Below are 24,440 nucleotides of genomic sequence, written 5' to 3'. Positions count from 1 at the left end.
TTACTCTCCAATCATCTGAGTATTGGCGGCACCCGGCGGTACCATTGGATAGACTTTTTCATCGGCGTCGATACGAACGTGAATCAGGCAAGGCCCGGGGCGAGAAATCGCTTCCTGAAGTGCAGCCTGCGGATCTTCTGCCTGATTAAGGTCACAGGTTGCCAGGCCAAAGCCACGGGCAATGGTCAGGAAATCCGTCATGCCAGGGTAAGTCGCGGCGAAAATATTCTGCTGGTAGAACAGCGTTTGCTGCTGATGTACCAGCCCCAGCGCCTGGTTGTTCATCAGGATGATTTTTACATCCAGATTGTTTTCCGCCGCCGTCGCCATCTCCTGGATATTCATCATCAGGCTGCCGTCGCCGGAGAAGCACAGGACTTTACGGCCTGGTTCGGCCAGCGCCGCACCAACCGCTGCCGGTAAGCCAAAACCCATGGTGCCCAGGCCGCCGGACGTCAGCCACTGGCGCGGACGGTTGAGCGGATAAGCCTGAGCCACCCACATCTGGTGCTGGCCTACGTCGGTGGTAACAATAGCCTCATCGTCTACGCAGGCCGCAGCGGCTTTGATTAGCCCGTAAGGCATCAGCGGGTTATCCGCCCCCGGCGTGGCAAACGGGAACTCGCGCTGCAAATCGCCTACCGTTTGCAGCCACTCACTGCGTTGGGCGTTTTTGGTCTGCGGAATAAGCTGGCTCAGCACTTCCCGCACGTCACCGCGAATCGCCACATTCGCCTGCTTAATTTTGCCCAGCTCGGCGCGATCGATATCAACGTGGATAATTTTGGCATTCGGGCAAAACTCTTCCGTTTTACCAATGGCGCGATCGTCAAAGCGAGCGCCAAGCACGATCAGAAGATCTGCTTCATGCAGGATAAAGTTGGTGCTCCGCGCGCCGTGCATTCCCAGCATTCCCAAAGAAAGTGGGTGCCGGGCGGGGATCGTCCCCAGCGCCATCAGCGTCATGGTTGTCGGCAGCCCGGCACGTTCCGCCAGTTCGCGCGCCTGTTCCGCTGCTCCAGCGCTGATAATGCCGCCGCCCAGATAAAGCACCGGGCGTTTGGCTTCGTTGATCATCGCCGCCGCACGGGCGATATCCTGGTGGTCAAAAGCAGGGGCAGCGGAAGGCGCAGCTACCTCCGGCAGTTCGGCGATGTCGATTTCAGCGGTCTGAATATCTTTAGGAATATCGATCCAAACCGGTCCAGGGCGGCCGGACTGCGCGATACGGAACGCGTCAGTAATCACCCGTGGCAGCTCGTCAATACTGCGCACCAGGTAGTTATGTTTGGTGATAGGAATCGAAATACCGTAGGTGTCCACTTCCTGGAAAGCATCGGCGCCAATCATTGAAGTCGGTACCTGGCCGGTAATACAAACCAGGGGAATGGAATCGAGCCGCGCGTCGGCAATAGCAGTGACAAGGTTTGTGGCACCCGGCCCGCTGCAGGCGATGCAGACTGCTGGTTTGCCGCTAGTACGCGCCATGCCCTGCGCCATAAATCCCGCGCCCTGCTCGTGGCGAGCCAGTACGTGGCGAATGCGGGGGCTTTGGCTCAAGGCATTGTAGAGCGGCAGAACGGTGCCACCGGGAATGCCACTAACCGTTGTAATTCCATGATGTTCCAGCATTTTTACAATCAGCTGGGCGCCTGTGATGCGTTGTGAGGGTGTGTCCGAAATTGCCATGCTCCAGTCCTTCTAATTAGCCGGTTCGCTTCTGGGCAGGCACTTAAAACAAGAAACCCCGCCCGGTTTGCGCCGGCGGGGTTTGGAATCGATGCGTTGATTCAGTCCCTACGGCGCATTGCCGACGACCACCACCACACGCACGACGACCACCGCGGCTGGTAGCGCGGTAACTAGTAGGGTCGAAGTCTGCAGGGAATGAGTCATGGGTTTCCTGAATCAAGGTTAAAAGTCGATATTGATAAAATCATACTCGCCGGTTTCGCACAACAGGATTTTTTCTGTCCGCTAAAAAACGAGCTAAATGTCACATTTTTGTTAAATGCAAAGTTTTAGCAGCAGCGTCCGCCGCTTTTACCGCTGTAGCGTGCATCCTGCCGCTCGCGGAAAAATTCTTCATAGGTCATTGGCGTCTGCTCAGGATGAGTCAGGCGCATGTGTTGTACGTAATTGTCGTAGTCGGGTACGCCAATCATCAGTTTTGCGGCCTGGCCAAGGTATTTTCCGGCTTTCGACAGAGTGTCGAACATGGTGCCTCCAGTGGGTTGCCCCTCACCCCGGCCCTTTCCCCAAAGGGGAGAGGGGGGAAATAAAAAAGCTCGACTTATCCCCTTTCCCTTCCAGGGAGAGGGCCACGGTGAGGATAAAAATCAGTGCACGCTCTTCGCCTGCACTACGATCTGATTCAGTCCCCTCTCCCTTCCAGGGAGAGGGCTAGGGTGAGGGTAAAAATCAGTGCACGCTCTTCGCCTGCGCCACGTTCTGATTCAGTCCCCTCTCCCTTCCAGGGAGAGGGCTAGGGTGAGGGTAAAAATCAGTGCACGCTCTTCGCCTGCGCCACAATCGCCTGATAATTTTCCGGCATCGGCTCATACGGCGTTTCGCTCGACGTCGGTTGCTCAGACTTCAGCGCCTTAAGCGCAGTTTTCAGCGAGAACCAGCCAAGCACCACAACCACCACCATAAAGAAGATCGTCAGCCCCGCATCCAGGCGGTTGTTAAACACCAGCTGACTGAGCTGCGATTGCGTGTACTGCGCCGGAATATTGCCGCTGTCGATCATCGACTGGAACTTATTGGCAATGGCGAGGAAGCCCACTTTTGCATCCGAGCTGAACGCTTTCTGCCAGCCCGCAGTTAAAGTGCACACCAGCAGCCAGGCGGTCGGCATCAGCGCAACCCAGGCATAGCGCTGCTTCTTCATTTTGAACAGCACCACGGCACACAGCATCAGCGCCATACCCGCCAGCATCTGGTTGGCGATACCGAACAGCGGCCACAGCGTGTTAATGCCGCCGAGCGGATCGACCACGCCCTGGTGCAGGAAGTAACCCCAGGCGAGTACACAAAGCCCGGTGGCAAGCAGGTTGGCCGGCAGTGAGTCCGTCCGTTTCAGCCCCGGAGAGATCACGCCCAGCAGGTCCTGCAGCATAAAGCGCGCCGCACGAGTCCCGGCATCCACCGCCGTCAGAATAAACAGCGCCTCAAACAGGATGGCAAAGTGGTACCAGAACGAGACGTCCATCAACCCACCGAGCGCGCCGTGCAGAATATACGCCATACCAACGGCCAGCGTTGGTGCCCCACCGGCGCGGGAGATGATGCTCTGTTCGCCCACTTCGTTAGCGATGTTGGTCAGCGTTTCCGGGGTGATATGGAAGCCCCAGCCGCTCACCACTTGCGCGGCAGAAGCCACAACATCCGCCGTACCAGCAGGCGCCAATACCGCCATTGGGCTGTTCATCGCAAAGTAGACGCCTGGGTCGATAACGCAGGCCGCCACCAGCGCCATGATCGCCACGAAGGACTCCATCAACATGCCGCCATAGCCAATGAAACAGGCCTGATTTTCGTTCGCCAGCATTTTCGGCGTGGTGCCGGAAGCAATCAGCGCGTGGAAACCGGAAACGGCCCCGCAGGCGATGGTGATAAACAGGAACGGGAACAGATCGCCGCTCCAGACCGGGCCGGTACCATCGATGAATTTTGTTAATGATGGCATTTGCAACGTCGGGCGCATGATCAAAATGCCGATCGCCAGCCCGATGATGGTACCGATTTTCAGGAATGTGGAGAGATAATCACGCGGGGCCAGCAGCAGCCACACCGGCAGCACCGAGGCCACAAAACCGTACCCTACCAGCATCCAGGTGAGCTGCACGCCCGTAAAGTCAAAGTACGGTGCCCAGGTTGGGCTCTCCGCCACCCAACCGCCGGAAATAATGGCAAACACCAGCATCACCAGGCCAATCACCGACACTTCACCGATACGCCCCGGGCGCAAATAGCGAATGTAAACGCCCATAAACAGCGCCAGCGGGATGGTAAAGGCCACGGTGTAAGTCCCCCACGGGCTGTGGGTTAGCGCCTTCACCACGATCATTGCCAACACGGCGAGGATAATCACCATAATCATAAAACAAGCGACCAGCGCGATAACTCCCGCTGTATTGCCCATTTCTTCTTTTACTAACTCACCCAGAGAACGCCCGTTGCGACGCGTGGAGACAAACAACACCATAAAGTCCTGCACGGCGCCCGCCAGCACCACGCCAGCCAGCAACCAAAGCATCCCCGGCAGATAACCCATTTGTGCGGCAAGCACCGGTCCCACCAGCGGGCCAGCCCCGGCTATAGCGGCAAAATGGTGGCCGAACAGCACTTTTTTATCCGTTGGGACGTAGTCAAGACCGTCATTGTTTCGCACGGCCGGCGTCATGCGCGTGGCATCCACCGTCAGCACGCGTTTAGCGATAAACAAACCGTAGTAACGATAGGCAATCAGGTAGATACAAACTGAGGCAATAACAATCCACAGCGCATTTATCTGTTCACCGCGATTCAGTGCGATATAGCCGAGGGCGAATGCGCCTATCAAAGCAAGCACGACCCAGACGAGGTGTTTCCCAAATCTATCCATCAATTTTGTCCGTTTTCTAAGTGGATACCGAGAGTTGTTACATTTTGTATCTAGCCTGGAATAGCGGTTCTCACAATCGGAAGGGGGCAAAACGCGGGGCATTTACCTCAGTTTGTTAATGAGATCACCTAAATATGTATCGCAACCGTAAAGTCGGCAGGTCAATTGTGGAGTATCAGGTTGGTGAATGGTTAACGCGGAGATTGATAACCATGGATGATTAATTAGCGGAATTAATTGGTTTTAAATGTCAATCGAGAAAGATATTGATAATTGTTTTCATTTGCAATAGCGTGTTTCCGCACTTTCAACTCCAGGCACTTTTGCCGCGTCCTTCCTCGTTTGGGAAAGGAGCTTCAGGGACGCAGGCGGTGACACTCAGGATAAATAATGAATAATACATTATCGTACTCCCTCGCCACACTGGTGAGTCTGGGCCTCTACGGCACCGCTTTTTCAGCGGCAGCAGCAGAGGCAACCCCCGCTGAAAACGAAGATACGCTAGTCGTCACCGCAGCCCAGCAAACGCTGCAGGCGCCCGGCGTGTCGGTGATTACTTCCGACGAACTAAAGAAGCACCCGGTCGCGCGAGATGTCTCAGAGATCATTCGCACCATGCCGGGGGTTAACCTGACCGGCAACTCCACCAGCGGGCAGCGCGGCAACGGTCGCCAGATCGACATTCGCGGCATGGGGCCAGAAAACACGCTGATTCTGGTTGATGGGAAACCGGTTACCAGCCGTAATTCAGTGCGACTGGGCTGGCGCGGCGAGCGTGATACCCGCGGCGATGCCTCCTGGGTTCCACCGGAAATGATCGAACGCATTGAGGTCCTGCGTGGCCCGGCAGCGGCCCGCTACGGCAACGGGGCTGCAGGCGGCGTGGTGAATATCATCACCAAACGCAGCAGCAACGAGTTCCACGGCAGCTGGAATACCTATTTCAATGCCCCGGAGCATAAAGATGAAGGCGCAACGAAGCGCACCAACTTCAGCCTGACCGGGCCGCTCGGTGACGACGTGAGTTTCCGCCTCTACGGCAACCTCGATAAAACGCAGGCGGACGCCTGGGACATCAACCAGGGGCACCAGTCGCTGCGCACCGGCTCTTACGCTAACACGCTGCCTGCGGGCCGCGAAGGCGTTATCCATAAAGACCTGAACGGGATGATTCGCTGGGAATTCGCCCCGATGCAAGCCCTGGAGTTTGAAACCGGCTACAGCCGCCAGGGCAACCTTTACTCAGGTGATACACAAAATACAAATACCAGCCAGCTGGTGAAGGATAACTACGGCAAAGAGACCAACCGCCTCTACCGCCAGACCTATGCCGTCACCTGGACCGGCGGCTGGGACAACGGCGTCACCACCAACACCTATGCACAATACGAACACACCCGTAACTCGCGCATAAATGAAGGCCTGGCTGGCGGCACGGAGGGGATTTTCTCCAACAACCAGTTCTCAGATATCGATCTCAGCGATGTCATGCTGCACAGCGAAGCAAGCATTCCGTTTACCCTGTTGGTGAATCAAAACCTCACCGTCGGTAGCGAATGGAATCAGCAGCGCATGAAAGACGGTACGTCCAACACCCAGTCGTTAAGTGAAGGCGGGCCGATTCCGGGGCTCTCATCCACCGGCCGAAGCCCTTATTCCAAAGCAGAGATCTTCTCTCTGTTTGCCGAAAACAATATGGAGCTAACCAGCAGCACCATGCTGACGCCGGGGCTACGCTTCGATCATCACTCCATCGTGGGGGATAACTGGAGCCCGTCGCTGAATCTGAGCCAGGAGTTGGTGGAAGACTTGACGCTGAAACTCGGTATTGCCCGGGCTTATAAAGCGCCAAGTCTGTATCAGACCAACCCGAACTACATTCTTTACAGCCGCGGTCAGGGCTGCGCGGCCAGCGCCGGGGCGTGTTACCTGATGGGGAATGAGGATCTAAAAGCCGAAACCAGCGTCAACAAAGAAATTGGCCTGGAGTTCAAGCGCGACGGCTATCAGGCTGGGATTACCTGGTTCCGGAACGACTATCGCAACAAAATTGAATCCGGCTATTCGCCTATTGCCTCTAACAGCAAGAAAACCGACATCTACCAGTGGGGCAACGTGCCTAAAGCGGTGGTGGAAGGTCTTGAAGGCACGATTAATCTGCCGCTGACGGAGACCGTAAGCTGGAATAACAACCTGACTTACATGTTGCAAAGCAAAAACAAGGAAACGGGCGATCGCCTGTCGATCATCCCTGAATACACGCTTAACTCCACGCTGAGCTGGCAGGTTCGCCCGGACATTTCGCTGCAAAGCACCCTGACGTGGTACGGCAAACAGGCACCGAAGAAGTACAACTATAAGGGAGATCCTGTCACCGGCAGCGATACCAACGAGGTCAGCCCTTATAGCATCCTTGGCATGAGCGCGACCTGGGATGCGACCAAAAACGTCAGCTTCACCGCCGGGATCGACAACCTGCTGGATAAGCGCCACTGGCGCGCGGGTAACGCCCAGACCACCGGGAATGACACCACCAAGTCCTACATGTACGGCGCTGGCGCGGAGACTTACAACGAGTCTGGCCGCACGTACTATATGAGCATCAACACGCACTTCTAAGCTCTGTTTGGGAGGCTAATAAGCCTCCCAAATTGATCGCCAACCGCCGAAAAACAGAGAAAACAATTTATTGTCTGTTATTAGACCGAAATTTAGATTTTTTTAGGGTTAATAGCCCGACTAAACGCTTCCCTTCTTTATTGCCTTCCCGGTGAAAAAATCGCTTGATGCCCGTTCATAAGAAAATGTTATAGTCGAAAAATAACCCAAAAAAAGACCGACAACACAATCTTCAACAAGGAGTTACCTCTGATGGCTCAAACATTCTCTCTCGAAGACTTTTTAACCTCAGTACAGTCCCGCGATCCGCACCAGGTAGAATTCGCTCAGGCGGTTCGCGAAGTGATGAGCACCCTGTGGCCGTTTCTGGAAAACAATCCGCAATACCGCCAGCAGTCGCTGCTCGAACGTCTGGTCGAGCCGGAGCGCGTGATTCAGTTCCGCGTCGCCTGGGTGGATGATAACAATCAGGTGCAGGTGAACCGGGCCTGGCGCGTGCAGTTCAACTCAGCCATTGGCCCGTTCAAAGGTGGAATGCGCTTCCACCCTTCCGTTAATCTGTCGATCCTCAAATTCCTCGGCTTTGAGCAGACCTTTAAAAACGCCCTCACCACGCTGCCGATGGGCGGCGGCAAAGGCGGCAGCGACTTTAATCCGAAGGGCAAAAGCGAAGGCGAAATCATGCGCTTTTGCCAGGCGCTGATGCTGGAGCTTTATCGCCACCTTGGCCCGGATACCGATGTCCCGGCGGGGGATATTGGTGTTGGCGGTCGCGAAGTCGGCTACATGGCGGGGATGATGAAAAAACTCTCCAACAACACTGCCTGCGTGTTTACCGGCAAAGGGCTGTCGTTCGGCGGCAGTCTGATCCGCCCGGAAGCGACCGGCTACGGTCTGATCTACTTCACCGATGCCATGCTGCAGCGCCACGGACTGGGCTTTGAAGGCATGCGCGTGGCGGTTTCCGGCTCCGGCAACGTCGCTCAGTATGCGATTGAAAAAGCCATGTCGCTCGGCGCTCGCGTGGTCACGGCGTCTGACTCCAACGGCACCGTGGTAGATGAAGCAGGCTTTAACGCAGAGAAACTGGCCCGCCTGTGCGAAATCAAAGCCAGCCGCGATGGCCGCGTCGCCGACTATGCCCGAGAATTTGGCCTGACTTATCTGGAAGGCCAGCAGCCGTGGAGCGTGCCGGTCGATATCGCTCTGCCTTGTGCAACACAGAACGAACTGGACATCGATGCTGCTCAAACGCTTATTAACAACGGCGTGAAGGCAGTCGCCGAAGGGGCAAATATGCCAACCACAATTGCTGCGACGGATCTGTTTGTGGAGGCTGGCGTGCTGTTTGCACCAGGCAAAGCGGCAAACGCAGGCGGCGTGGCAACATCCGGGCTGGAAATGGCGCAGAATGCGGCCCGTCTGGGCTGGAAGGCCGAAAAAGTGGATATTCGCCTGCACCACATCATGCTTGATATTCATCAGGCCTGCGTGGATTACGGTGGCGAAGGAAAACAAACCCAGTACGTTCGCGGCGCAAACATCGCCGGGTTTGTAAAAGTTGCGGACGCGATGCTGGCTCAGGGCGTGCTGTAACTTGCAGGGTGAGGGCATTCGCCCTCACCTTCTCTGTCTACAAGGTAAGCTTCATCTCGTACTGTCGGATCTTATCCAGGGTAAAGCCGCTGCTTAAAAATACCGGCGAAACAGTTTCAGGCAAACTGGCAATAGTGGATAAGCCCGGGAAACGATGCTGCAACAACGTCAGCAGTTTTTTTGCCTTCCCCGAACGTCGCGCATGCGGCTCAACAAACAGCCCTCTGAGCTTCGGTATTTCGCCGGGAACGACCATCGCGTAAGCCACTTCATCCAGTACAAAAGCCTTACCGGGCAGCTTATACAGCGTTTCGGCCGCGCAAAGCCACGGCAGCGGTCCATCGTTAGCGGCTATCATTCTTCGGGTCATTTGTAGTGGATCGATTTCCAGCAGCTCGCCGTCAACTTCACCTTCAGGCACGCCGGAGGACTGGAAGCCCACCAGCGTTTGCTGGGGCACAAAGCCCATTCGCTCGTAGAGCGCCAGTCCGCCTTCGTTGCCTAAAATCACTTCCAGATAAAATTGCTTATCCCCACGTGCGCGCGCGGCATCAATGAGCTGCTGAATGAAGATCTTGCCTAATCCCTGCCCTCGCAGTTCCGGGCGAATCGCAAACGCGGCCAGGCGGCAGGTTTGCCCGCGTCGGGTAATCAGCGCCATCGCTTTGGGTTCCCCACGGTAAAGCCAGATAGGGCTGTCGCCTGGGAAAAAATCTTCAGAGACAAAACGCCAGCCGAAGGTTTCGCCTTCCAGACGAAAAGGCACCACGTACTGTTCAAAACAGTGGGTTAATATCTCTGCCAGCTGAAAGCTGTTCCAGTTTAGAGCTGGTTTACTCGCAATCTCGTGCCGCATGCTCTCTCCCGTTTTAAGCGAATATTATTCTCCGGAAGAGACTGTTTAGCACAGTTACGGGGTCATGATGTAGCTTCCGGTGCAGCGGTCGCTGTGTTATTCAACGGCTTAACGCGGAACCATGGCAGGCAAAGCTGAATTAGAGGCCCGATAGCTAACGCATAAAGCACGGTCCCCACGCCAAAACTGCCGCCCATCAACCAGCCGGAGATCAGTACGGTCACCTCGATGGCGGTACGCACGCTGCGCACCGACCAGCCTGTTCTGGCATGGATCCCGGTCATCAGGCCATCTCGAGGCCCGGCACCAAAGCCTGCGCCGATATACATCCCCGTCGCCAGGGCGTTAACCACCAAAGCGCCGACCAGCAAAACGGAACGCGCAAGAAGCGATTCCAGCGGCGGCATTAGCGCCAGCGTGGCATCCGCCGCCAGACCTAACACAATCACGTTGCTGATGGTGCCAAGCCCTGGCCGCTGGCGCAGCGGGATCCACAGCAGCAACACCAGCGCCCCTACAATAATCATCACCAGCCCAAGGTTGAGCGAGAAAAGCCTCGCCACGCCGAGGTGGAAAACGTTCCACGGGTCCGCGCCCAAATCGGCACGAACGAACATGGCAGTTGAAATGCCGTAAAAGACCAGGCCGGTATAAAGCTGCAGCAGGCGACGAGCCATCATGACAAAGATCCTCATTGTGTTTTTATGGCTATACCCTCTCGCAAAATGGACTTAGTATTAAGGTCCAGTTATCAGAAAGTGGACTGCTATGACGCTGCGCAGAATTGGAATTTCATCTTTAACCCGCCTGCTTGGCCACTGGCATCAGGCGTCATCCCGTTCGCCGGTCTATCGTCAACTGGCGGACGGGCTGCGGCTGCTGATCCTTGATGGCCGCCTACCGCTCGACAGCAGGCTGCCGGGAGAAAGAGAGCTTTCTGGCGCCCTGAGCGTGAGCCGTACCACGGTGGCCTCCGCGCTGACGCTGCTCCGGGAAGAAGGCTATCTGCTGAGCAGGCAGGGTTCAGGCTCTGTCACCATGCTGCCCGAGAGCAGCCCGGCCATCTCCCCGTTACCCGGCAATGCCCCGGTGTTGGATCTCTCTACCGCCGCCCTCAGCGCCGGGCCGGAAATTCATCGGGCCTATTCCACCGCGCTCACTTTTCTGCCGGAGCATTTGTCCTCAACCGGTTATGACAGCCAGGGCTTGCCGGAGCTGAGAGAAGCGATTGCGCGGCATTATGCATCACGAGGGTTACCCACCACGCCTGACCAAATCATGGTGGTCAACGGTGCCGTCAGCGGCCTGGGCCTGATACTTAGACTGTTCACCGGCCCGGGCGATCGCGTGGTCGTTGACCATCCTACTTACCCGATGGCGTTGGCGGCTATTCGCGGAGCCTCCTGCCGCCCCGTGCCGGTCAGTCTGCCCGAGAGCGGCTGGGATGTTGACGGTTTAGCGGCGACTATCGCCCAGACATCTCCCCGCCTGGCCTACTTAATTCCCGACTTTCATAATCCCACAGGCCGCTGTATGGATACCGCCACGCGCCAAAGAGTGAACGAGATTGCCGCCCGTAGCCACACCACGCTGGTTGTGGATGAGACGATGGCGGATCTCTGGTTTGACGCACCGCCGCCGCCTCCCCTGGCCGCTTTTGGCCCGGAAGAACACACCATCTCGCTCGGCTCCGCAGGGAAAAGTTTCTGGGGTGGGCTGCGGCTGGGCTGGATAAGGGCCTCAGGCAAAACCATCAATTCGCTGATACAAATCCGTAATACCTTTGATTTAGGGACGCCTTTGCTGGAGCAGCTGGCCGCCACGCAATTGTTTAACGACGCGGCGCAGTTCTTGCCTCAGCGTAGAGAGATGCTTCGTCAACGCTGCGAAACCAGCTTTGCCACCATGCAAACGTTGTTCCCGGACTGGCAAACGTCGCCCCCGGAAGGCGGGCTGTCGTGGTGGGTGGAGTTACCCAAGCCGCTGGCCACGATTTTTGCCGCCGCCGCCGAGAGTCAGGGAATTCGGATAGGGGCCGGGCCTCGGTTTGGGGTCGAAGGGGCTTTTGAGCGCTTTTTACGCCTTCCCTTCAGCCTTGAACCCGCAGAGATGCAGCTTGCCCTGCAGCGGCTGCAGCCGCTCTGGCAACATCTGGCGGCAACAAGAAATGAAAGTCTGCGGGGAATGGTATTTTAGAAAGCGAAATATTTCCCTCTAAAATAAAAGAGGGAAATATTATTCTGTAAGGATAGCAATAAGTCGGTGCTAAAAATTAATGCTGTGAAATTCGAGGAATGGCAAACCCTTTTAGGGTGATGGTGAAATATTCACCCTCTTTTTTAATACTGGCCCCGGTATCACACCAGTCTGAAGCGATGCGGAAAAACTCATCGCTGCCAATATTCCAGCCCAGTTTCACTTTTTTCAGGTAGCCTGAACGCAATAATTCACAGGCTTGCTGATAGTCGTAGGCGGTACTGTCCGTACCGGCGTTCATTTTTTCTTCTTCAGCAGTTTACGCAATGCCTTGATCTCGCGATCGTTTAGTGGCGTCACGCGAGCTTCAGAAGTATGCTGGCTGTCCACATCATCTTCATCGACCCCCACGTCGCTGTCGAGATCGTCAAAGGCTTTGGACAGAAGTCGCTCCGTTACGCTTGCCAGGGTTTCACTATTCTCTTCCGCATAGTGACGAATCTTCTCTTTTAACTCGATGCTTATTTTTACGTTCAACGTAGCCGTCGTCATTGCAAATCCTTAGTGCTTAAACAGAGGTTTGTGTTTAATACTATAGAGAATAAATAAGATCCAGCCAGTGCGATAAATTTAATATTTCTGTCATAATTCAAATAACCGGAAAATATATCTGGTTTATTTCTTTACAAAGGCGGTAGCCTTCGCTTCACCGGCATGCTTTTGACGATTGACGTATTGCACTGGGCGAATTCAGTCAGCCCATTAAGAATATCATCCAGTTGCCCCACCGAACGAAGCGCCAGGCGAATAATAAAGCAGTCTTCTCCGGTAATGTTGTCGCATTCGATACATTCTGGAATGGCCTGAATCATCTTCTCTACTTTCTGCAGCATCCCCGGCAGAGGCTTCATGCGAACCAGCGCCTGCATGGTGTAGCCCAGGGCCTGCAAGTTGGCATTCGTGGTGTAGCCGTTGATCACACCGCGTTCCTCGAGGCGTTTCACTCTTTCTGCCGTACTCGGTGAGGAAAGCCCGATTTTTCCGCTCAGCACTTTCAACGAAATACGGGCATCGGCCGTAAGAACAGTCAGGATATGCCTGTCTATTTCATCGAGAAGGGAATGACTCATTTTTATCTCATTTATAAAGGCAAAAGAATGGAATGAGCTAATTTTACCACTTCAACGTCCCGGCCACAGTGCCCAGAATAAAGCTCTTTATTCTGGAGAAACAAAATGACTCGTGAGATAAGAACCGGCAGCCTGCAAATGATTGCGGCGATGCTCATCTCCGGCACTATCGGCGCACTGGTGGTGCTTTCTCAGCAACCTGTTACCAACGTCGTGTTTTGGCGCTGCATCTTTGCCGCTGTCACGCTGTTCATCCTGGGCCTGATGAGTGGTAACTGGCGCAGCCATTTGAACAGCAGGGTTGTTTTGATTGCCGCCCTGAGCGGCGTGGCGTTAGTCATCAACTGGCTGCTGTTGTTCGCCGCCTATTCACGAACATCCATTGGCCTTGCCACTGTGCTCTACAATACGCAGCCGCTGATGCTGGTCGGGATGGGCGTTTTTATCCTGAAAGAGAAAGTCAGCCGCAGCAAGTGGCTTTGGCTGGGCGCGTCCTTTACCGGCATGCTGCTTGTGTTTTCTAGCGGGTTTAACCATGGCGGCAGCAACGGCTGGCTTACCGGGATTGCGATGGCGCTGGGTGCCGCGTTCTTTTATGCCCTGACGGCGCTGATTATTCGCCAGCTAAAAGGCGTGCCCGCACAGCAAATTGCCCTTGTCCAGGTAGTCGTCGGCACGCTGATGCTGCTGCCGCTGGTCGATTTCCAGCAGCGCATGACGTTCACGCATTGGGGAATTGTAGCCACGCTGGGCATACTCCATACCGGCATGATGTACCAGTTGCTGTACGGCGCGATTCAAAAGCTGCCGACGTCAATTACCGCCTCACTCTCTTTTATCTACCCGATCGTGGCGGTGATCGTGGATCGCTTTGTCTTTCATCACAGCCTGAGCCCGATTCAGTTTTTCGGCGGCGCAATGATTTTGCTGGCTGCGGCAGGGATCAATTTAGGCTGGGGAGAAAAGCGTAGAGCTAAAACAGTACTGGCTAAGGGGTAGCCTGAAATGGGTGGGGGCCCTGCCAGCTACATCCCGGCACACACGTCGCCTGCTGCGGCTGCTTCCTTCCGGACCTGACCGAGTTCACAAGTTAGTGTTGCGGGAGAACCAACAGGGCCCCCATTGAGAGCGTTGTTATCCAACGCGCTGGCGCATTATCCACATCCCCCCCGCGAATTGCAAGCCAGCGGCTGTCAGGTGTTGGTTTATTGCGCATCAACGGTTTAACTTGGTGCTTTCTCCATCGCCGATTATCCTTAGGGGCGATTTTGCCAGGAGTTCTCTATGGATAAGCACGATTCCTTTCCTCAGCGAGTTTACCAAATTGTTGCCGCCATTCCCGAAGGTTACGTTACCACCTACGGCGAAATTGCCGCGCTGGCCGGGTCGCCCCGGGCTGCCCGCCAGGTGGGTGGCGTGCTCAAGCGACTGCCCGAAGGCAGCCGTTTACCGTGGCATCGGGTGGTGAACCGGCAGGGTGTGATTTCACTGACGGGCCCCGATCTCCAGCGTCAGCGCCAGGCGCTGCTTTCTGAAGGGGTGATGGTGTCAGGCGACGGGCATATCGATATGCTGCGTTACCGCTGGAAATATTAAAACGCCCCCATTCGGGGGCGTTTCGCTTTAGTACGTTGTTGGCGCAGGCACCGCCGAAGATGGCGTCACCTGAGTTGGCGAGGTGGATGGCACCGTTGTTGCCGCCCCGCCGCCTTGCTGAAGCGGAATCGCCGTATTTTGTACCGGCACCAGCGTCAGGTCGGCCTTCGTCCCGCCCTGGTTGATCACCGGCTGGAAGGTATCGGTGATAAACATCAGCTTACCGTCCACGGTGATGGCGGCACTTAGCAGGATACGTGCGTTCGGCTGAATGTCAGCCGGATTGAACGGGATCACGAAGCTGAAAGGCGCCTGTTTACCTTCGGTACGCGTGACTTTCTGGGCAATGACTTTAGAAGGGGCATCGGCCAGTGAAGCATCGGAAACGGTAACGGTCAGCACCGCATCTGGCGGCAGAGCAACCCGCTGACGGATCCATGCCGTACCGGAGACGTTAGGCATTGCGATGTTAGATTGCTGGGCAGATGCGGCCCCGGCGGAGGCACTCGGCGCAGGAGTCGGCACATCAGCACTCTTATGTGAACAACCTGCAACAGCAACCGCGATGGCCAAAGCACTTAACATAGGCACAAGTTTCATTGATTTTTTCTCCTTATTATCAATGTAGCGCCGGGGACGAACCCCGCTGAAAAACGCGCTTAACGGCTTAAGTGTGGCACAGATCACTGAATTCTGCTCAAAACCAGGAATGTTCCCAGCATCAGCTCATCAAATACGCCGTTTACGGGCATGTTATAATCGATGAAATTTGCCACATTCCCTTTTATTGAGGACATTTTATGAGTCAGGCGCTCAGCAATTTATTGGCGTTACTTAACCTGGAAAAAATTGAAGAGGGATTGTTCCGTGGCCAAAGCGAGGATTTAGGCCTGCGCCAGGTGTTTGGCGGGCAAGTGGTCGGCCAGGCGCTTTACGCGGCAAAAGAAACCGTGCCTGAAGACCGCCTTGTTCACTCTTTCCATAGCTATTTTTTACGTCCGGGCGACAGCCAAAAACCCATTGTTTATGACGTAGAAACCCTGCGCGACGGCAACAGTTTTAGCGCTCGCCGCGTTGCTGCGGTGCAAAACGGCAAACCTATCTTCTACATGACTGCTTCATTCCAGGCACCTGAACCTGGTTATGAGCACCAAAAAGAGATGCCTGCGGCACCGAAACCGGATGCGCTTCCATCCGAGACAGAGATTGCGCGCTCGCTGGAAAAATTCCTGCCGCAGCAGGCGAAAGAGAAGTTTCTGAGTGAAAAGCCGCTGGAGATTCGCCCGGTCGTGTTCCATAACCCGCTGAAAGGTCATGTCGATCAACCGGCTCGCCAGGTCTGGATCCGCGCTAACGGCAGCATGCCACAGGATCTGCGTGTGCATCAGTATCTGCTCGGCTATGCGTCCGACTTCAATTTCCTGCCGGTTGCCTTACAGCCGCATGGCGTCGGTTTCCTCGAACCGGGGATGCAGGTCGCGACTATCGATCATTCCATGTGGTTCCACCGTCCGTTCGACATGAACGAGTGGCTGCTGTACAGCGTGGAAAGCACCTCCGCGTCAAGCGCTCGCGGCTTTGTTCGTGGGGAGTTTTATACGCAGGATGGCGTACTGGTCGCATCGACGGTTCAGGAAGGCGTCATGCGCCATCGCGGGTAGTTAACGCTGAAATAAAAAAACCACCTGCATAACAGGTGGCATTCAGAGAGAAGTAAAACCTCGCCCAACCGGGCGAGGTTTTGATAACGAATCAGTTGTTGTACGCGTTTTCGCCGTGGCTGTTCACGTCCAGGCCTTCGCGCTCTTGCTCTTCTGGTACGCGCAGACCTACGGTCAGGTCAGCAATCTTGAACGCGATGAACGCCACCACGCCAGACCAGACAATGGTGATAGCCACGCTTTCAAGCTGAACCAGAAGCTGATGCCCCATAGTCACGCCTTCTGCATAACCCACACCGCCCAGAGAAGTTGCCGCGAAGATACCGGTCATGATGCAGCCGATGATGCCGCAGACGCCGTGCACACCGAACACATCACATGGGTCATCCACGTTCAGCCATTTTTTCAGCGTCGTCACGCCCCACAGGCCAGCCAGACCAACAACCAGGCCAATCAGCAACGCGCCGCCCACGCCAACATAGCCACACGCAGGGGTAATACCGACCAGACCTGCGATAGCACCTGAACAGGCGCCCAGCAGAGAAGGTTTACCGCGCAGTGCCCACTCGCCGAAGACCCAGGAGAGAATCGCCGCAGCAGTGGCAACAACGGTATTCACGAACGCCAGAGCTGCAATTTCGTTTGCCGCGCTTGCGGAACCGGCGTTAAAGCCAAACCAGCCGAAGTACAGGATTGCAGTACCGATAAACACCATTGGCAGGTTGTGCGGCTTGAATGCTTCTTTGCCGAAGCCAACGCGTTTACCCACCAGGTAAGCACCTACTAAGCCAGCAACAGCGGCGTTAATGTGCACCACGGTACCGCCCGCGAAGTCCAGCGCGCCGTGCGTAGCCAGAATACCGCCGCCCCAGACCATGTGCGCAATTGGCACATAAGAGAGCGTCAGCCAGACGGCAGCAAAAATCACTACCGCAGAGAAGCGCACGCGTTCGGAGAGCGACCCTACCACCAGTCCAACGGTAATACAGGCGAAGGAGCCCTGGAACGCCACATGAATGTACTGATAGAAAGTGCCCATCAGCGCTTTCAACTGGATGTTTTTCAGCATCACCCAGTCAAAGCTGCCGAAGAAGTTGTTGCCGGTACCAAACGCCAGGCTGTAGCCGTACACGACCCACAGCACGCAAACCAGGGCGAAGGTGACGGAGATTTGCGTCAGCATCGACAGCACGTTTTTAGAGCGAATCAGACCGCCGTAAAAAAGCGCAAGGCCTGGGATGGTCATAAACAGCACCAGCGCGGTGCATATCATCATAAAGGCGTTGTCGGCTTTGTCCGCGACCGCAGGCGCGTCCGCAGCGAAGGCGAGCGTCGGCAATAAAGCCAGGGCGCCTAAACCAAGGAGTGCAGCTAATTTTTTCATTTTTCCCATCCCAATCAAGGCTTGCCAGCAGTTACAGAGCGGCTTCGTCGGCTTCGCCGGTACGAATACGAATAACGCGTTGCAGTTCTGCAACGAAGATTTTCCCATCACCGATTTTGCCGGTGTAGGCGGCTTTGCTGATCACGTCGATAACTTCATCGAGCTGGTCGTCAGCAATAGCAACATCGATTTTTACTTTCGGCAGAAAGTTGACGCTGTACTCGGCACCACGGTAAAGCTCCGCATGGCCTTTCTGGCGGCCGAAACCTTTAACTTCGGTCACGGTAAGCCCCTGAATACCGATTGAAGAGAGCGCTTCACGCACGTCTTCAAGCTTGAACGGTTTGATTACCACGGTTACCAGCTTCATAAATTCTCTCCACTCAGAATTAGGTCGTTACCTGCACGTAGAGAGCAAAGCAAAGCCCATGCCAGGAATAGAAAATCAGGGTGATTCAGCACGTTTTCAGGCTTCAGGCGGGTTACAGGAAAGCCGGGTCAGGGAGTGAGATCGGGCGGGATTAGTCTGAAAAGAAAAAACGCACCACTGCAGTGCAGGATGCGTTTTCATTTTGCACCAACGCGGAGAAGCGAAGGTTTTTATGCGGCCCATTGCATGGTTGTGGTGCATCAGGCCGTGAGCGATTCTTCCTGTGCAGAGGCGGCTAGTTCCTCGCCCGCTAACTGAAGCTGATACATTTGCCAGTAGCGGCCCTGCTGCGCCAGCAGTTCGCTGTGCGTGCCGCGTTCCACGGCCTGACCGCGATGCAGCACCAGAATCGTGTCGGCGTCGGTAATAGTGGACAAACGATGGGCAATCACCACCAGGGTTGTGTGCTGACGTACCGCCGCCAGCGCCCGCTGGATCGCCTGCTCGGTCCCGGAGTCGATGTTTGCCGTAGCCTCATCAAGAATCAGGATCTGCGGCGCTTCAACCAGCACGCGCGCCAGAGCAAGCAGCTGCTTCTGACCAACGGAGAGATTGTTCCCCTGCTCACCCAGGCGGGTATGAATGCCTTCCGGCAGTGCACGCGCCAGTTCGGCAAGCTGAACCGTCTCCAGTGCCTGCCAGACCATTTCTTCGCTAATATCCCGTCCCAGGGTTACGTTGGCAAAGAACGAATCGGCCATCACCACCGGATCCTGCTGCACCATCGCCACGCCGCGACGCAGCGTTTCATGGCTGAGGGAGTCCAGCGGCCGGCAATCGAGGCGTATTTCACCCTTCGTTAACGGGTAATAGCCCATCAGCAGGTTGGCCAGGGTGCTTTTCCCGCTGCCGGTATGCCCGACCAGGGCAATAAAGCTGCGCGAAGGCACTTCCAGATTAATGTCCTGCAGCACCAGGCGATCGCCCCGGTAGGCAAATGAGACGTTATCGACGCTGATAGCGCCGCTGGCGAGGGGCCGATTGTCATTGCCGTAATCCTGTCGTTTGCCGTCCATCAGCTCAAACACGCGCTCCCCGGCCACCACCGCCTGCTGCAGAATGGACTGCTGGGTAGTCAGCTCGATCAGCGGTTCGTTCAGGCGGCCAAGATAGTTAATAAAGGCATACAGTACGCCAACTTCGATGGTGCCGCGCGAGGTGAAGCCGAACAGCATCAGCAGGCCGCACAGAATCATCGCCGAAAACAGGCTCAGCAGCGGCCGCAGAAGCCAGCCGTCGAGCCGAAGGGTTTGCATGCGTGCGAGATAATGAGAACGGCTTGCCTGCCCCATGCGTTCGCCGAAGCGGGCCTGCTGGCGAAACTGCTGAATCACGCTCATGCCGTTGATAACTTCGTTAAACCCGTCGTTAATGTCCGCCAGATAGCCGCGGACCCGGCGCACAATCGGCGTGCTGTAGCGCTGGTAGATAAACATCACGGCGATCACCGCCGGGAAGATAGTTATCGCCACCAGCGCCATGCGCCAGTCAAGCGTGAACATCGCCACCAGCATAGCGCCAATCAGCGCCGCGCTGCGCAGTACCGTTGCCACAACGGTGACATACAGATCGCGAATTACTTCGGTGTCGTTTGTTACGCGCGAGATCAGTTGCCCTACCGGCTGCGTGTCAAACGCGCTCAGCGGCTGACGCAGTGCAGCGTCCATGACATCGGTACGCAGTTTTTGCACCACGCCCACCGCCGCCCGGTTAAACAGCAGCGCCTGAAGATAGTGCAGTCCTGCGGCGCTGATTGACAGCAGGATATAAGCCACCGCCAGTCCGGCCGCGAGGCCAAGCGGCATTTGGTTTTTCGCCACCAGGTTATCAATGAAATAGCTCACCAATACCGGGCCGCAAACCTCAGCGGCAGCCGCGACCCAAAGCATGAGCATCGCTCCGCCCAGCGGTTTGCGCCACGGCGATCCGTAAGCCAGCAGGCGCTTAATGGTAGGCCACTGTTGTTTACGACTCATTGGCGTTCTCCCTGACTTCTTCCTGCTCCGGCGCTTCGTCCAGCGCGGCCTCCAGCTGTTGGTAACGGTACATATCCCGATACCAGCCCGACTGAGACGCCAGCGCGTCATGGCTGCCGCGCTGGGCAATATGTCCGTGCTGCATCACCAGGATCTCGCTGGCTTCCGTTAATGCCGACAGGCGGTGGGCACTGATAATAACCGTGCGATGTTCGCCCCACTCGCGCAGGTTGTGCAGAATTTGGTGCTCGGTGCGGCCATCTACTGCGGAAAGCGCGTCATCCAGGATCAGGATTTCGGCATCAAGCAGCAGCGCCCTGGCAATAGAAATGCGCTGTTTTTGCCCGCCGGAAAGCATGACCCCACGCTCACCCACTTCGGTGTCGTACCCTTGCGGCAAGCGCAGGATATCTTCATGGACGCTGGCCAGGCGAGCGACATGCTCAATCTCCTCCTGCGTTGCACCCGGCTTACCCAGCGCAATGTTGCTGGCTACGGTGTCAGAGAACAGGAATGGCGTCTGGTTCACGATAGCCAGGCGGCTTCTCCAGCCGTCAATTTTCAGCGCCGTGAGCGGAATATCGTGGTAGCGAATATCGCCCTCTTCCACGTCGAAATGACGCTGGATCAGCGCGAGAATCGTGCTTTTACCGGACCCCGTTGGCCCGCACAGGCCAAGCATTTCACCCGGTTTAAGGGTGAAGTTGACGTTTTGCAGCGTCGGCTGAGCTGTCTGCGGGTAGTGGAACTGTCGAATCGCAGCCACCAGTTCAGCCCGCCCTTCCGGCAGCGTTTTATCACCGTCGACCACGCCCGGCTCTTCTTCCAGCATCGCGCGGATACGGCTGTAGGCCGCACTTCCTCGTTCGACAATATTGAACATCCAGGCCAGCGCCAGCATTGGCCAGATCATCAGACCGAGGTACATCACAAAGCTTGTGAGCTGCCCCAGGGTAAGCGCGCCGTCGATAACCATCCAGCTTCCGCCGCCGATGGCTAAAAGGTTTGCGGCCCCAATCGCCACATAAATGGTGGGATCAAAACGGGCATCAATACGCGCAACGCGCATGTTCTTCGCCCCGGCATCCTGAGCTTCGGCGGCAAACAGCGCCGACTGCCTGTCTTCAAGGCCGAACGCCTTGATCATGCGGATGCTGGTCATGCTTTCTTGAGTACGATCGTTTAAGGCTGAGAACGCAGCCTGCGCCACTTTGAAGCGATCGTGCAAACGGGCACCGTCGCGTTTGATCACCACGGCCATGATCGGCATTGGCAAAAGCGCCAGCAGAGTGAGCTGCCAGCTGATTTGAGTGGACATGACGATCAGCACCGCCAGCCCCATGACCAGCGAGTCTACCAGCGTTAGCACCCCTTCCCCCGCGGCGAATACCACGCGATCGACATCGTTAGTCGCGCGCGCCATCAGGTCGCCGGTACGGTGGCGGAGATAAAACTCAGGGTGGTGGCGGCTTAGCTGGCGGTAATAGTTTTCCCGCAGCTCAACCGCAAGCTGGTAAGACGCCCCGAACAGCAGAACACGCCAGACATAGCGCACCAGATAAACCACTACGGCAATAAGCAGCATCAGGCCAATCCACATCAGCACCTGCTGAGAGGAGAGACGCTGCTGCACGACGCCATCCACAATCACGCCCACCACTTTTGGCGGCACGAGCTGTAAAATAGCGATGATAATAAGCAATGCCACCGCGCCGAGGTAGCGTCGCCACTCGCGGGTGAAGTACCAGCTTAATTGAGCAAATAATCGCACGAAGTTTAGATCCTGAAATGCTGCCTGCCGGCCAGGGCAAAAGAGTGAAGGCTACTGTTCCGCCAGTGCGGAATCAGGAAGTTAGAGGTAATGCTGTGGTGTATTTTATCTGTTCCATGGCAAAACTCGAAGTGACATCGCTTAATCCCGGGATGCCGTTCACCAGCCGCTTATAAAAGTCGTCGTACCGCTTCATGTCGGCCACCTGAACCCGAATCAGATAGTCGTATTCGCCAGCCATGCGCCAGAACCCCAGTACTTCGGGCATGGCTTCCACCACCGAGACAAATTTGCAGTACCACTCGCTGCTGTGCTGCTGGGTTTTAATCAGCACAAAAGCCGTCAGGCCCAGGCCAAGTTTTTCCGGGTCCAGCAGCGCCACTTTGCCGCGAATATAGCCTTCGTCTTCCAGGCGTTTTAAGCGTTTCCAGCACGGGGTGGTGGTCAGATTAACGGCATCCGCCAGCGCCTGCAAAGACAGGGTACAGTCCTGCTGCAGCATCGCCAGCAGCTTTTGGTCAATTTTATCTATCATGAGACCACCAGAGAGAAATATTTTCTCTAATGGAAACGCTAAACAGGCAAAATGGCAACTTTTTTATCCGGACTTTGGATTACGCTAAGCACAAATTGATAAATGAGAATTTTCCATGACCAGCACCTGGGTAACCAACGCCATCAGCGAGATCAACGCCGACTATCAACGCTCTGCGGATACGCATCTTATCCGTCTGGCTTTGCCCGCTTTTCCGGGTATTCAGCTGTATCTGAAGGATGAGAGCACCCACCCGACCGGCAGCCTGAAGCACCGTCTCGCGCGCTCTCTGTTCCTGTACGGGCTGTGTAACGGCTGGATTAAAGAAGGCACTACTATTATCGAAGCCTCCTCTGGTTCAACGGCGGTGTCAGAAGCCTATTTTGCTCGCCTGCTTGGCTTGCCGTTTATTGCCGTGATGCCCGCCAGCACAGCAAAACGCAAAATTGAACAAATCGAATTCTACGGCGGCCGCTGCCACTTTGTAGACAGCGCCTGCGAAATTTACGCCGCTTCTGAAATGCTTGCCCGTGAGCTGAACGGCCATTATATGGATCAGTTCACTTACGCCGAGCGGGCAACCGACTGGCGCGGAAACAACAATATCGCCGACAGTATTTTCCGCCAGATGACCCATGAGCCGCATCCGGTACCGGATTACATCGTGATGAGCGCGGGGACCGGCGGCACCTCCGCCACCATTGGTCGTTATCTTCGCTTCCAGGGCCACAACACAAAGTTGGTGGTCGTCGACCCCCAGAATTCAGTATTTCTTGATTACTGGCAGCAGCGCGACTGCGGCCTGAAAAGCGATGTCGGCAGTAAAATCGAAGGTATTGGACGCCCGCGCTGCGAGCCTTCGTTTATTCCTGATGTGATTGACGAGATGATGCGCGTACCGGACGCCGCCAGCGTCGCCACTATGCAATGGCTGGAATCCCAGCTTGGCCGTAAAGTGGGCGCCTCAACCGGCACCAATATGTGGGGCGTGCTGCAGCTTGCCGCGAGAATGCGTGAGGAAGGCCGGAGCGGTTCAATTGTGACGCTGCTTTGCGACAGCGGCGAACGCTACCTTGAGTCCTACTACAATTCAGCCTGGGTCAACGATCATATTGGCGATCTTTCTCCGTTTAAGGCTGAGATTGGCTGTTTGATTAAATAAAAAAACCGGGCTAAATGCCCGGTGCTGTAAGGTCTCAATATTCGGGGGAATAGGTGAGATGTGGAGTGTCCAGCCAGTGCGTCAAATAGTGCGAGACCGCCTGGTTACGGCAGTGGCCGATAACCGGCAGATGGGGTAAATCCGCTTTCAGCTGCGGCATGGCGTTGCCCATAATCAGGCCGTGCCCAACCGCCGAGAGCATTTCGCGGTCGTTCATCGCGTCGCCAAATGCCATGCAATCCTGCAGAGTCAAACCTAAGTGGGTGCTCAGTACGCCAAGCGCTGCGCCTTTGTTGCTGCCCACCGGCAGCACTTCCAGGCAGTCCATGGCCGAGAAGCAAAGAAATGCGCGATCGCCCAGCGCTTCATTGAGCTGAATGCGCAGGCGGCACAAATCGTCGTGATCGCCGCAGAAGCAGATCTTGGTGACTTCGTGCGCCGGTAAAGTACGAAGATCGACGATATGTGGCCGGAAACCGCTGTATACGTGTGCGTGAAGCATTTCCGGGATTTCATGGCTGGTTAACCAACCTGAATCGTTAAAGGCATGCATGCTCGCTTCCGTGTCCCAATGTCCGTGCAGCACTGTCTCTACCGCCCACGGCGAGAGATCGTTGCGGTGCATTAACTCACCTTCCATGCTGTGAATACGTGTGCCGTTGCCGGTGATCAGGAAAGCGTCCAGATCGATCTTGCCGAGGATATGGCGCATCTCCAGCTCGTGGCGGCCGGTTGCAAAAGCGAGGGTTATCTGGCGCTCTTCACGCAGGCGCTTCAGCGTATTCAGGGTTGCTTCCCCAAGGTGATGGTCGGGCAGCAGCAGCGTGCCGTCCATATCAAATGCAGCCAGACGAGCCATGGTTACTCCAGAAGTGATCGTGACAGGCAAAAGTATCCTCTGGAATATACGGAACTAATA

General features: G+C 55.8%; 23 protein-coding genes and 1 other RNA gene. 7 read left to right on the top strand and 17 right to left on the bottom strand.

The window, feature by feature from the left end; genetic code table 11:
• The 4 genes from ilvB to cstA all read right to left on the bottom strand — a co-directional run bounded on the left by ilvB (position 1) and on the right by cstA (position 4,609).
• Positions 1-1,689 (bottom strand): acetolactate synthase large subunit, encoded by a 1,689-nt coding sequence (gene ilvB, locus LH23_RS10295; protein WP_039290837.1) that lies wholly within the window; start codon positions 1,687-1,689, stop codon positions 1-3.
• 108 nt (positions 1,690-1,797) lie between these two features.
• Positions 1,798-1,896, bottom strand: coding sequence for an ilvB operon leader peptide IvbL (ivbL, locus tag LH23_RS23945; protein ID WP_071842708.1), 99 nt, complete (start codon positions 1,894-1,896; stop codon positions 1,798-1,800).
• Between the two features lie 125 nt (positions 1,897-2,021).
• The gene (locus tag LH23_RS10290; protein ID WP_039290835.1) at positions 2,022-2,219 is read right to left on the bottom strand and encodes a YbdD/YjiX family protein; all 198 of its coding nucleotides are present in this window, start codon (positions 2,217-2,219) and stop codon (positions 2,022-2,024) included.
• A 284-nt stretch (positions 2,220-2,503) separates the two neighbouring features.
• Positions 2,504-4,609 (bottom strand): pyruvate/proton symporter CstA, encoded by a 2,106-nt coding sequence (gene cstA / locus LH23_RS10285; protein ID WP_039290832.1) that lies wholly within the window; start codon positions 4,607-4,609, stop codon positions 2,504-2,506.
• 390 nt (positions 4,610-4,999) lie between these two features.
• Between cstA and LH23_RS10280 the strand changes: the two genes are divergently transcribed.
• Together LH23_RS10280 and gdhA are read left to right on the top strand one after the other, a co-directional pair.
• Entirely contained in the window at positions 5,000-7,228 is a 2,229-nt protein-coding gene (locus LH23_RS10280) for a TonB-dependent siderophore receptor (protein ID WP_039290830.1), read from the top strand.
• Between the two features lie 252 nt (positions 7,229-7,480).
• The gene (gdhA, locus tag LH23_RS10275; protein WP_039290828.1) at positions 7,481-8,824 is read left to right on the top strand and encodes an NADP-specific glutamate dehydrogenase; all 1,344 of its coding nucleotides are present in this window, start codon (positions 7,481-7,483) and stop codon (positions 8,822-8,824) included.
• 37 nt (positions 8,825-8,861) lie between these two features.
• Here gdhA and LH23_RS10270 read toward each other — a convergent pair whose 3' ends face one another.
• Positions 8,862-9,680, bottom strand: a complete 819-nt coding sequence (locus tag LH23_RS10270) for a GNAT family N-acetyltransferase (protein ID WP_039290826.1) — start codon at positions 9,678-9,680, stop codon at positions 8,862-8,864.
• Between the two features lie 62 nt (positions 9,681-9,742).
• Positions 9,743-10,357 (bottom strand): YczE/YyaS/YitT family protein, encoded by a 615-nt coding sequence (locus tag LH23_RS10265; protein WP_039296519.1) that lies wholly within the window; start codon positions 10,355-10,357, stop codon positions 9,743-9,745.
• 91 nt (positions 10,358-10,448) lie between these two features.
• On the opposite strand from LH23_RS10265, the gene LH23_RS10260 reads away from it, so the two are divergent.
• Positions 10,449-11,876, top strand: a complete 1,428-nt coding sequence (locus LH23_RS10260; RefSeq protein WP_039290824.1) for a PLP-dependent aminotransferase family protein — start codon at positions 10,449-10,451, stop codon at positions 11,874-11,876.
• 76 nt (positions 11,877-11,952) lie between these two features.
• Here the strand turns inward: LH23_RS10260 and LH23_RS10255 are convergent, their stop codons facing one another.
• The 3 genes from LH23_RS10255 to LH23_RS10245 all read right to left on the bottom strand — a co-directional run bounded on the left by LH23_RS10255 (position 11,953) and on the right by LH23_RS10245 (position 13,006).
• Positions 11,953-12,177 carry a hypothetical protein gene (locus tag LH23_RS10255; RefSeq protein ID WP_039290821.1) on the bottom strand — a complete coding sequence of 75 codons (225 nt, stop codon included), beginning with the start codon at positions 12,175-12,177 and terminating at the stop codon, positions 11,953-11,955.
• The gene (locus LH23_RS10250) at positions 12,174-12,428 is read right to left on the bottom strand and encodes a hypothetical protein (RefSeq protein WP_039290819.1); all 255 of its coding nucleotides are present in this window, start codon (positions 12,426-12,428) and stop codon (positions 12,174-12,176) included. Before LH23_RS10250 ends, LH23_RS10255 begins: the two co-directional genes overlap by 4 nt.
• Positions 12,429-12,559: 131 nt before the next feature.
• A complete protein-coding gene (locus LH23_RS10245; protein ID WP_039290816.1) occupies positions 12,560-13,006 on the bottom strand; it encodes an Lrp/AsnC family transcriptional regulator in 447 nt (148 codons plus the stop codon).
• Positions 13,007-13,111: 105 nt separating this feature from the next.
• Here LH23_RS10245 and LH23_RS10240 point away from each other — a divergent pair, with 105 nt between their 5' ends.
• The gene (locus LH23_RS10240) at positions 13,112-14,005 is read left to right on the top strand and encodes a DMT family transporter (protein ID WP_039290814.1); all 894 of its coding nucleotides are present in this window, start codon (positions 13,112-13,114) and stop codon (positions 14,003-14,005) included.
• 17 nt (positions 14,006-14,022) lie between these two features.
• On the opposite strand, the gene ffs is transcribed toward LH23_RS10240, so the two are convergent.
• Positions 14,023-14,119: signal recognition particle sRNA small type (ffs, locus tag LH23_RS23395), an RNA gene on the bottom strand.
• Positions 14,120-14,290: 171 nt separating this feature from the next.
• On the opposite strand from ffs, the gene LH23_RS10235 reads away from it, so the two are divergent.
• Positions 14,291-14,602: an MGMT family protein gene (locus LH23_RS10235; RefSeq protein WP_039290812.1), complete on the top strand. Its 312-nt coding sequence runs from the start codon at positions 14,291-14,293 to the stop codon at positions 14,600-14,602.
• A 27-nt stretch (positions 14,603-14,629) separates the two neighbouring features.
• Here LH23_RS10235 and LH23_RS10230 read toward each other — a convergent pair whose 3' ends face one another.
• Complete coding sequence (locus LH23_RS10230) at positions 14,630-15,202, bottom strand: YbaY family lipoprotein (protein ID WP_039290810.1); 573 nt, start codon at positions 15,200-15,202, stop codon at positions 14,630-14,632.
• 200 nt (positions 15,203-15,402) lie between these two features.
• On the opposite strand from LH23_RS10230, the gene tesB reads away from it, so the two are divergent.
• A complete protein-coding gene (gene tesB / locus LH23_RS10225) occupies positions 15,403-16,263 on the top strand; it encodes an acyl-CoA thioesterase II (RefSeq protein ID WP_039290807.1) in 861 nt (286 codons plus the stop codon).
• 91 nt (positions 16,264-16,354) lie between these two features.
• Here tesB and amtB read toward each other — a convergent pair whose 3' ends face one another.
• From amtB to LH23_RS10200, 5 genes are all read right to left on the bottom strand, one after another.
• Positions 16,355-17,647: an ammonium transporter AmtB gene (gene amtB, locus LH23_RS10220; RefSeq protein ID WP_008454653.1), complete on the bottom strand. Its 1,293-nt coding sequence runs from the start codon at positions 17,645-17,647 to the stop codon at positions 16,355-16,357.
• Positions 17,648-17,678: 31 nt separating this feature from the next.
• Positions 17,679-18,017: a P-II family nitrogen regulator gene (glnK, locus tag LH23_RS10215; RefSeq protein WP_002891893.1), complete on the bottom strand. Its 339-nt coding sequence runs from the start codon at positions 18,015-18,017 to the stop codon at positions 17,679-17,681.
• A gap of 260 nt (positions 18,018-18,277) precedes the next feature.
• Positions 18,278-20,053, bottom strand: coding sequence for a SmdB family multidrug efflux ABC transporter permease/ATP-binding protein (locus LH23_RS10210; protein WP_039290805.1), 1,776 nt, complete (start codon positions 20,051-20,053; stop codon positions 18,278-18,280).
• Positions 20,043-21,824, bottom strand: coding sequence for a SmdA family multidrug ABC transporter permease/ATP-binding protein (locus LH23_RS10205; RefSeq protein WP_039290802.1), 1,782 nt, complete (start codon positions 21,822-21,824; stop codon positions 20,043-20,045). The genes LH23_RS10210 and LH23_RS10205 overlap by 11 nt, the downstream gene beginning before the upstream one ends.
• A gap of 73 nt (positions 21,825-21,897) precedes the next feature.
• Positions 21,898-22,359 carry an Lrp/AsnC family transcriptional regulator gene (locus LH23_RS10200; RefSeq protein WP_039290800.1) on the bottom strand — a complete coding sequence of 154 codons (462 nt, stop codon included), beginning with the start codon at positions 22,357-22,359 and terminating at the stop codon, positions 21,898-21,900.
• A 115-nt stretch (positions 22,360-22,474) separates the two neighbouring features.
• On the opposite strand from LH23_RS10200, the gene LH23_RS10195 reads away from it, so the two are divergent.
• Entirely contained in the window at positions 22,475-23,521 is a 1,047-nt protein-coding gene (locus tag LH23_RS10195; protein ID WP_039290799.1) for a PLP-dependent cysteine synthase family protein, read from the top strand.
• Between the two features lie 34 nt (positions 23,522-23,555).
• Here LH23_RS10195 and cof read toward each other — a convergent pair whose 3' ends face one another.
• Positions 23,556-24,380 carry an HMP-PP phosphatase gene (gene cof / locus LH23_RS10190; RefSeq protein ID WP_039290795.1) on the bottom strand — a complete coding sequence of 275 codons (825 nt, stop codon included), beginning with the start codon at positions 24,378-24,380 and terminating at the stop codon, positions 23,556-23,558.
• Positions 24,381-24,440: the final 60 nt, after the last annotated feature.

Source organism: Cedecea neteri (assembly GCF_000758305.1).
GTDB classification, from domain to species: Bacteria; Pseudomonadota; Gammaproteobacteria; order Enterobacterales; family Enterobacteriaceae; genus Cedecea; species Cedecea neteri_C.
This window is presented reverse-complemented; position numbering and strand designations above follow the sequence as displayed.